Source organism: Mycobacterium simulans (assembly GCF_900232995.1).
GTDB lineage: Bacteria > Actinomycetota > Actinomycetes > Mycobacteriales > Mycobacteriaceae > Mycobacterium > Mycobacterium simulans.
Map to the genome: position 1 here is coordinate 1 of NZ_OCVX01000059.1, position 8,856 is coordinate 8,856.

General features: G+C 63.9%; 10 protein-coding genes and 2 pseudogenes. 7 read left to right on the forward strand and 5 right to left on the reverse strand.

Annotated elements, in window-relative coordinates; all coding sequences use genetic code 11:
• Positions 1 to 124: 124 nt before the first annotated feature.
• The 3 genes and pseudogenes from MSIMFI_RS27085 to mrf form a co-directional block, all read right to left on the reverse strand.
• Positions 125 to 436, reverse strand: a pseudogene (locus MSIMFI_RS27085) (GDP-mannose 4,6-dehydratase); the annotation flags it as partial.
• 308 nt (positions 437 to 744) lie between these two features.
• Positions 745 to 882, reverse strand: a pseudogene (locus MSIMFI_RS28805) (50S ribosomal protein L31); the annotation flags it as partial.
• A complete protein-coding gene (gene mrf / locus MSIMFI_RS27095) occupies positions 879 to 2,075 on the reverse strand; it encodes a ribosome hibernation factor-recruiting GTPase MRF (protein ID WP_191500003.1) in 1,197 nt (398 codons plus the stop codon). The pseudogene MSIMFI_RS28805 and the gene mrf, both read right to left, overlap by 4 nt.
• 121 nt (positions 2,076 to 2,196) lie before the next feature.
• Here mrf and rpmB point away from each other — a divergent pair, with 121 nt between their 5' ends.
• From rpmB to rpsR, 4 genes are read left to right on the forward strand one after another with little or no spacing between them, the layout of a single operon-like run.
• The gene (rpmB, locus tag MSIMFI_RS27100; protein WP_191500012.1) at positions 2,197 to 2,433 is read left to right on the forward strand and encodes a 50S ribosomal protein L28; all 237 of its coding nucleotides are present in this window, start codon (positions 2,197 to 2,199) and stop codon (positions 2,431 to 2,433) included.
• A complete protein-coding gene (gene rpmG / locus MSIMFI_RS27105; protein WP_191500004.1) occupies positions 2,433 to 2,597 on the forward strand; it encodes a 50S ribosomal protein L33 in 165 nt (54 codons plus the stop codon). The genes rpmB and rpmG overlap by 1 nt, the downstream gene beginning before the upstream one ends.
• The gene (gene rpsN / locus MSIMFI_RS27110; protein ID WP_191500005.1) at positions 2,598 to 2,903 is read left to right on the forward strand and encodes a 30S ribosomal protein S14; all 306 of its coding nucleotides are present in this window, start codon (positions 2,598 to 2,600) and stop codon (positions 2,901 to 2,903) included.
• Positions 2,904 to 3,167: a 30S ribosomal protein S18 gene (gene rpsR / locus MSIMFI_RS27115; RefSeq protein ID WP_191500006.1), complete on the forward strand. Its 264-nt coding sequence runs from the start codon at positions 2,904 to 2,906 to the stop codon at positions 3,165 to 3,167. It abuts the gene before it with no gap.
• Here rpsR and MSIMFI_RS29930 read toward each other — a convergent pair.
• Both MSIMFI_RS29930 and MSIMFI_RS27125 read right to left on the reverse strand, forming a co-directional pair.
• Positions 3,095 to 3,460: a DUF4190 domain-containing protein gene (locus MSIMFI_RS29930; protein WP_224770488.1), complete on the reverse strand. Its 366-nt coding sequence runs from the start codon at positions 3,458 to 3,460 to the stop codon at positions 3,095 to 3,097. The two genes, rpsR and MSIMFI_RS29930, sit on opposite strands and share 73 nt — an antisense overlap.
• Before the next feature lie 266 nt (positions 3,461 to 3,726).
• Positions 3,727 to 5,319, reverse strand: a complete 1,593-nt coding sequence (locus tag MSIMFI_RS27125) for a PucR family transcriptional regulator (protein WP_191500008.1) — start codon at positions 5,317 to 5,319, stop codon at positions 3,727 to 3,729.
• Positions 5,320 to 5,403: 84 nt separating this feature from the next.
• Here MSIMFI_RS27125 and pruA point away from each other — a divergent pair, with 84 nt between their 5' ends.
• From pruA to MSIMFI_RS27140, 3 genes are all read left to right on the forward strand, one after another.
• Entirely contained in the window at positions 5,404 to 7,035 is a 1,632-nt protein-coding gene (gene pruA / locus MSIMFI_RS27130) for an L-glutamate gamma-semialdehyde dehydrogenase (protein WP_191500009.1), read from the forward strand.
• Positions 7,035 to 8,003 carry a proline dehydrogenase family protein gene (locus MSIMFI_RS27135; protein ID WP_191500010.1) on the forward strand — a complete coding sequence of 323 codons (969 nt, stop codon included), beginning with the start codon at positions 7,035 to 7,037 and terminating at the stop codon, positions 8,001 to 8,003. The genes pruA and MSIMFI_RS27135 overlap by 1 nt, the downstream gene beginning before the upstream one ends.
• A gap of 227 nt (positions 8,004 to 8,230) precedes the next feature.
• Positions 8,231 to 8,856 (forward strand): PE family protein (locus tag MSIMFI_RS27140; protein WP_191500011.1); only part of this gene is annotated, 626 nt, incomplete at its 3' end.

The window sequence follows — 8,856 nt, forward strand, 5'->3', positions numbered from 1 at the left end:
GTTGCGACGCCGGACCCAGCCCTCCAACTCGGCGCGTTCATCCTCGGTCAACACGATCTGCGCGGCATGCGGTGACGGCATCACCCATTCTAACAAGAACCCATGAATTAATGACTCAGGACACTAGCACACGGTAGGTACCCATCACGTTGGTTTCGAGGAAGCTCTCTGGATCACCGAGAGACTGGTCGACGTTGATATTGGCGGCCAGATGAAAAACGACGTGGTGCTCGCGCACTGCGCGATGGACCGTTTCTCCATCGGTCACCGAACCCGAGATAAAGGCAGCTCGCTCGTGCGAACGAAAGTCATTCGTGTTTCGGGTCGCACTCTTCGATGAGGTATTCAGGACAGTGACCCAATGCCCGTCGGCCAGTAGCGACTCGGATAGATGACTTCCCTGAAAGCCTGCGCCCCCTGTGACAAGTATTTCCATCTGGTTCGTCCCTCGCGTGTCATCCGTAAGGCGTGAGATTAATCGATGCTTGCGGCCAAGTCAGCGATCCGACTTGATACCAGTAAAGAAATTCTCCCACCGCAGGTCAGGGCGGCTTTCCCGTCGACTGTGCTTGCGGCAATGATCGCGCTGACCAGCCGCGGACTGATCGTGCCGGCGGCCAGCACCCGAGGCCATGGCGTGGCTGATGCCTTGCGCGGCGGCTACCTCGGCGCGCGCTGAGGCGTCGTGCTGCCGATCTGCTTAAGTGGACCTACAGCATCGAGAGAGGCCGGTTCTAGACGGCGGTAAGTCTGCACGCCAGTGGGCGTTTCCCAGTCGATGGTGCGAGAGCTGGTGAGCGTGGAGCGGGTAAGAAACATCGTGCCAGTGTTGGCGTCTTGAAACACCACGGGGTGATAGTCGGGGTGGATGCCTGGCTTCATATGGATTCTCCGTTGTTGCGATGGGCCGAAAATTCCCCGGCCGTGTCGGGCGTCTCGTGGCATGGGTCTTCGTGCCAGTCGCCAAACGGGTCGTCGTAGCTTTTCCAGCGCTGCGGATCGGCCATTTCCTCGTCGTTCAGCAAGGCGGCATGCAAAGCAGCTGTGATGTCGGCGGGGTCGGCGCCGCACACCAGGACCGTCATCGCGGTGTGCCGGTCACCGAAGCGGTACTCCCACATCAGCTCGGCGAACAAGCGCCGTTCCGGGTCGACGTAGGCCACCTCCGAGGCGGTCATGGCCGCCAACCACTTTCCGGCCGACGCGACTCTTAGGCCGCCGCCCGCTGATTCGAGCCACATGACCTGATCGGACCGGTTGGCAAGCCATAGCCGGCCGCGGGTTCGCACCACTTTGTCCAGGAGCACATCGACCGCGGCATGCAGGCGCTGCGGATGAAAGGGGCGGCGGGCATTGAACTCCACGATCGCGACCGCTCCGTCGCCGCCAAGCGGAGGCATGCCGGCCAGCAGCGGAGCATGCGGGCTATCACTGTCGCCACGTCGCGAACCGTCGTCCAGGTTCGCCAGCGCCAGCTCGAGGCGGTCGACGCCGACGGTGATCCGCGCTCGCGGAGCAAGGCGCCGCAGGACGGCGAGCGTGACGGGCTCCGGGTGGGTCAGAACGACCACATCGGCGAACTCGGCTTGGCAGACGGCGACTTGGGCCACCGTGCGTCCGTCCGACAATTCGCCGTCGCTCAGCGCTTGTGGCAGCCATTTGGCGGAGTCCACACATGTCACGACGCCGGCAATCCGCACATCGCGCGCTGCCGGTCCGTCAGCGTAGCCGGGTCCGACACTTACGCGAACGTGGTTTATTGCCCAACAGATTGGTTCGGGTTCCAACCATGGCGCCAGGTGCACGACGATTCGGTTCACATTGTCGCGCCGGGACAGTTTGCGCAACAGCACCAGCAGGTCGTTGCGGACGGTGCACGACACACAGCCGCGCGTCAACTCCAGGGCCTCCTCGACGCTGGTCAATTCGCCGTGGCTCAGAGTAATGACTATGCGGCGCACCACGTGGCCGTCGAAGCGGTGCTCGACGACCGCGGTTCCCGGCCGACGCAACAGAGTCCCAGTCACCTCGTCGGTATCGCCCTGACCCGATACCAGTAGCACGGGCGTCCGCATACTCACCCCTTATTGAAAATCGTTGTCATTAAGCTACGACCACGCTACAGTGCACTGCGGAGCTTGTCGAAAACGATTTTCAATAAGCAGGTTTCTATAGGAGGCTGCTATGTCCGCGCGTATGGCCGCGCGCTGCCAAGTCACCGGGCGCACTGTGGGTTTCGGTAACACGGTGTCGCCCTCGCACCGCCGCACGCGACGGCGTTGGTCACCCAACCTGCAGCGCAAGACCTATTACTTGCCGTCAGAGGACCGGCGCATCACGCTGCGGGTCAGCGCGAAAGGCACCAAGGCGATCGATCGCGATGGCATCGAAGCCGTGGATGTCCGGTTGCGCAGATCAGGTGAGCGCATCTGATGGCGCAAAACCAGGCTCGGCCAATCGTCAAGCTGCGCTTGACCGCGGGTACCGGCTACACCTATGTCACTCGCAAGAATCGGCGCAACAATCCCGACCGGCTCACGCTGACCAAATACGACCCGGTGATCCGCCGGCACGTGGAGTTTCGGGAAGAACGCTGAATGGCCAAGAAATCCAAGATCATCAAAAATGCACAGCGGCACGCGGTCGTTGCCCGCTACGCCGAGCGGCGCGCTGAACTCAAGCAGATAATTCGTTCGCCGGCCAGTACCTTCGAGGAAAAGTTGGCTGCGCAACGCGCGCTTTCCCGGCAGCCCCGGGACGCCAGTCCGGTGCGACTGCGAAACCGCGATGCCGTCGACGGTCGTCCCCGTGGGCACTTGCGCAAGTTCGGCCTGTCGCGGCTTCGAGTGCGCGAGCTGGCTCATGCGGGCCAGCTGCCCGGCATACGTAAGGCGAGCTGGTAGATGGGCCGCAAATCGAATCGCAACCGACGGGCCGGCCAAACCGAGCCGAAACGCGCCAAGGCGAATCTGCTCAACGCCGTCGGCCTCAAAAAGGTTGACTACAAAGACGTCGCCACGTTGCGGATGTTTATCTCCGAGCGAGGCAAGATCCGATCTCGCGGGGTAACCGGCTTGACCGTTCAGCAGCAGCGTCAGGTGGCCACGGCGGTCAAAAATGCTCGCGAGATGGCGCTGCTACCGTATCCCAGCTCCGCTCCGCGATAACACGAGATCGACTGCGGTTCGGCGATTGCCACCATGGCGGGCTCGGACCGGTGATACCTGTGGTGGTGGGTTTCGTCGTTCCTGGACGCTATCGCCCCGATGAACAAAAGGATTACCAGCAAGGCGATTTCGCATCCGCTGATCGTTATTCCGGCGATGGCCAAACCGTGCCCACCTTCACCGGACTGTTTGATCTGATTCAGGGCGATAATGCCGAAGACCAACCCTAAGATGGGCCCAATTCCGAGACATAGCAACCCGACCAAAGAAGAAACCAGGGCCGCAATGGCCATCGTATTTGTCCGGGCGCCGGGTGGTAGGGGATAACCGGGCAGCGGCGAATAGCCATAACCACCCGGTGCCGGCGGCGGATAACCATAGCCGCCGGCCGGTGGCGGATAACCGTAGCCGCCGGGCGGTGGCGGTGGCGGATAGTTAGGCGGTTGGTCCGACACGGGTACCTCCACGGATCACGGCAGGACATATGAACTTGCTGGATTCGAGCGTGAGCGGCACACACTTTACTCTGCGCGCCCAACTGTGTCGCCGGCCAAGGGCGCTACGGTCTCTCCAAGACCCGCAGGCCGAGTGAAAAGAGCAGCCGCACATCGGGATCGGCGAGCGAAGTCGACAACAGCTTCTCGATGCGCCGCACTCGGTAACGAACGGTATTGGGATGCACCTGAAGTGATTGCGCGGCAGCGCCGATGTCACCGAAGCTGTCCAGGTAGGCCCGCAGCGTCTCGGCCAGCACCGGATCCTGGGTGCGCAGGTCGCGAACCCTTGGGTCCACGAGCCGTGTATCGGCGCCCACCAGGGTGACGATTTCGTCGAGCAGCACGGTGGTACGTGCTTCGGCTAACGATGTCACCTGGCCTATCGAGATTGGGTGGCGCTCAGCGCTATCCAGCACGCGATCCACCTCGGTGCGTGCCGCCGCGACCGCGGCCAATCCGGCAACCGGCGCGGCGATGGCGGCCCGCAAGTCGACACCGAGCTCGGTACGCAGCGCAGCGATCGTGCCGCGGGCCCACGAGTTGACCGACCGGGCTGTCGCAGTATGTGGTAACAGCACATAGATCCGTGAGCCGTTCGACGCGACCTGGGCATCCCGGCGAAAAGCGCTGGCGCTCAGGGCCAAGACGTCGGCGAGCCGAGCTCGGCTGTCGGCAGTGTCGAAGCCGATCAGTGCGGCGTTGCCGTCGGCGGCGATGCCGAGTTCGCGGGCGACGACGGCCACGTCACCGCTCTGTGGGCCGGATTCGGTGTCGGCCAATCCCAGCAGCTGCTGCACTCGCCGCGCATGCGTCGATGGCCGAGCCGCCAGCCGCGACATGATCCGAGCGGCCAACACCGCTGCGCCCCGCAACATTTCGTCGGCGTCGTCGGCCAGCGGTTGCGACCCTTGCTGTACCCAGATGGTGCCGGCGAATGCGGGTGGCCTTCGGGCACCGATCGCCGGCTGGTGAATGCCAATCGCCAGCCGGGGACGCAGACCCAACTCCGGCCGTTCGGCTACGCGCACCACCTCGTCACCGGCCCGCAGCGCATCGAAGATGCCCCATTGGTCAAGCCACTTCAGGTGCTCGGGTGGACCGGCGCGGCCAAGGATGGACAGCCGCCGCAGCTCGTCGGCTCCGTCGTTGGAAGCCGAATAGGCCAGCACGTGCGATTGGGCGTCTTCGATGCTGACCATGCCATGGATGCGGTCGGCTAAGGACTGTGCCAGACCGAACAGATCGGTCCCTGAGTCGTCGGTCGCACGGTCTCGGTGATGCTCCAAGACATGATTGACCAATTGATAGACGCGTTCCCAGCGCGCCTGAGGCTCCACGGCCACCACCGCCGACCCGGCCCGGACCGCTTTACCCACCAGTGCGTCCGACGGTTGCTTGACAAAGATCGCGACGGGCGGCCGGATGCGTGCTTGCCCGTCGATCCATCGCAACGTCTCATTGTTGGTGACGCCCACCAGGAAAAAGACATCGGCCGAACCCGCGGCGGGCGCCAGGCCCAGCCGGACATCGTCGGAATCGATCAGTGCCGCCGACGCCACCGGAAGGTCCATGCCACGCGGAGCGTCTACCAGGCTGACCATCGTCGCATCCAGGGCAAGCAGCAACTGGCCCAGTCCGACACCGGCCACTCGCATATTGTCTGATTTTACTAGCAACCGGACCTGATATTGTCCGATCAGCCAATCGATTGAGATCGCCCGGCGGGGATCCTGGCAAGCATGGACGCGATAACCCAGGTGCCGATGCCGGCCAACGAGCCGGTCCACGACTATGCGCCAAAATCCCCCGAACGCACCCGACTACGTGCCGAACTGACCATCCTGGCCGATCACCCGATCGATCTCCCGCACGTCATCGGCGGTAGCCACCGGATGGGCGACGGCGAATCGATAGACGTCGTCCAGCCGCACCGGCACGCCGCGAAGCTGGGAACGCTGACCAATGCCACCCACGCCGATGCCACAGCTGCCATAGACGCAGCCATGGCGGCGAAAAGCACCTGGGCCGCCATGCCCTTCGATGAGCGGGCGGCGGTGTTTTTGCGCGCTGCCGATCTGCTGGCCGGGCCGTGGCGGGAAAGGATCGCCGCCGCAACGATGCTCGGCCAGTCCAAGTCGGTGTACCAGGCCGAGATCGACGCACCGTGCGAGCTGATCGACTTCTGGCGGTTCAACGTCGCCTTCGCCCAGCGGATCCTGGCCCAGCAGCCGATCAGCGGCCCAGGTGAATGGAACCGCAGCGATTACCGCCCGCTGGACGGTTTCGTCTATGCGATCACGCCGTTCAACTTCACCTCGATCGCCGGCAATCTGCCCACTGCGCCGGCCCTGATGGGCAACACCGTCGTGTGGAAGCCGTCGATCACCCAGTCGCTGTCGGCGTATCTGCTGATGCAACTGCTCGAGGCCGCGGGGCTGCCGCCCGGTGTGATCAATCTGGTCGCCGGTGACGGCTTCGCGGTTTCCGATGTGGCACTGACCGATCCGCGCTTGTCTGGCATCCACTTCACCGGCTCGCCCGCCACATTCCAGCACCTATGGCAACAGGTGGGCGCCAATATTGGCCGCTACCATAGCTATCCGCGACTGGTCGGCGAGACCGGCGGTAAAGACTTCGTCGTTGCCCACGCATCGGCGCGCCCAGATGTCCTGTGCACCGCGTTGATCCGCGGAGCTTTCGACTACCAAGGCCAGAAATGCTCCGCAGCGTCGCGGGCGTTTATTGCGCATTCGGTATGGCAACGGATGGGCGATGCCCTTCTGGGCACGGCCGCCGAGCTGTCCTACGGGGATATCACTGACCTGACCAATTACGGTGGCGCGTTGATTGACCAACGAGCCTTTGTAAAAAACGTCGACGCCATCGAACGGGCGAAGGGAGCCGCCGGGGTCACGATCGCGGTCGGTGGCGAATACGACGACAGCGTTGGATATTTCGTGCGACCAACCGTGCTGCTGTCCGACGACCCCACCGACGAGTCCTTCGCCACCGAATACTTCGGACCGCTGCTGTCGGTGCATGTCTACCCCGACGACCAATACGAACGGGTCCTCGACCTTGTCGACACCGGATCTCGGTACGCGCTCACCGGTGCGGTTATCGCGGACGACCGCGATGCGGTGCTGACGGCGCAGGACCGGCTTCGTTTCGCGGCGGGCAACTTCTATATCAACGACAAGCCGACGGGGGCGGTGGTCGGGCGTCAGCCGTTTGGCGGTTCGCGTGGGTCGGGTACTAACGACAAGGCCGGATCGCCGATGAATCTGCTGCGCTGGACATCGGCGCGCACCATCAAGGAAACATTCGTCCCCGCCACCGACCACACCTACCCGCACATGGCGGCCGACTGATGACCGGCCTATTCGCCCACACTGTGCGTCCTGCCCTGCTGGCGGCCAGCCGGGCCGACGGGCTACGTCGACTTGTCGAGCGGTCACCGGTCACCCGCAAAGTGGTGCGCAGGTTCGTGCCGGGCGATTCGCTTGATGATGTCCTGGGAAGCATTGCCGTGCTTAGGGATTCGGACCGCTACATCAGCATTGACTACCTGGGCGAAAATGTCACCGACGTCGGCGACGCTGCCGCCTCGGTGCAGGCATACCTTGACCTTCTCGATGCGCTGGGCCGGCGAGGCGATACCGCCGGCGACGGCGTGCGGCCATTAGAGGTATCGCTCAAGCTTTCGGCGCTCGGGCAGGCGCTGGACCATGACGGTCAGAAGATCGCACTGGACAATGCCCGCACGATTTGCGAACGCGCCCAGCAGGTAGGTGTCTGGGTAACGGTGGACGCCGAGGACCACACCACCACCGATTCAACGTTGTCGATCTCGGGCGACCTCCGCGTCGATTTTCCTTGGCTGGGCACGGTTTTACAGGCGTACCTGAGGCGCACGTTCGGCGATTGCGAGGAGCTGGCCACCGTTGGTGCGCGGGTCCGCTTGTGTAAGGGCGCCTACGAGGAGCCCGCAACGGTGGCCTACCGGAACGGCGCCGAGATCACCGACTCGTACTTGAGGTGCCTTCGGGTACTGATGGCGGGGTCGGGCTATCCGATGGTCGCTTCCCACGACCCGTCGCTGATCGCCGCGGTGCCCGACATGGTTCGTGAATCAGGCCGTGGCGCTGGTGATTTCGAATACCAGATGCTGTATGGAATCCGCGACGATGAACAGCGGCGGCTGGCCGCTTCCGGTAACCAGGTGCGGGTTTACGTTCCGTTCGGCACGCGATGGTACGGGTACTTCATGCGGCGACTGGCCGAGCGGCCGGCAAATCTGGCATTTTTCGCCAGGGCCCTGGCGCAGCGCGGGCACTGAGCCATAAGCGCATCGAGTGTGCAGAACGGGCGTGCAGTGTGCGCTCAGGGTGGAAAATTCGCTGAAATCTCGCCGCAGCTGCACGCTCAAAAACCTCGCGGCACACTCGATACGGCCATCGATGAGCCTGCACGGGCCACGGTCACGCGATCTGATTTTGGTAAGACTTTCTGCCGCTCGCCCATCCCGAGCGCTAGGATCCCAGTTGTTGTCGTGGGAGGTGCCAAGTGTCATTTGTGCTGGTCCAGCCGGAGGCATTGACGGCGGCGGTAGCTGATCTGTCGGGTATTGGTTCGGCGATCCGCGCGGCAACCGCCGAGGCGGCCGTACCCACGACCGGGGTGCTAGCCGCGGCCGAAGACGAGGTATCGATGGCCGTCGCAGCGCTGTTCGGCGCGCACGCGCGGGGCTATCAGGCGCTGAGTGCTCAGGCCGCCGCCTTTCACCAACAGCTAGTGCAGGTCCTCAACGCCAGCGCCGGAGCGTATGCCGGCGCCGAGGCCGCCAGCGTCGAGCAGACGTTGCTTGACGCGATCAACGCTCCAACCGTGGCGCTGTTCGGGCGCCCCTTGATCGGCAACGGCGCAGATTCCACGGCGCCGGGCGTGCCCGGTGGCGACGGCGGATATCTGTACGGCAATGGCGGGGCGGGCTTTTCGAGCACGACGTCAGGAGTAGCCGGAACTAACGGAGGAAACGCCGGCTTGATCGGCAACGGCGGCAGTGGCGGTAACGGCGGTCCCGGCGGCGCCAGCGGCGGCAACGGTGGCAGCGGCGGCATCCTGTACGGGAACGGGGGAGCAGGCGGTAACGGCGGCGCCGGCACCGTCCTTGTGGCCGGGGGAATCGCAGG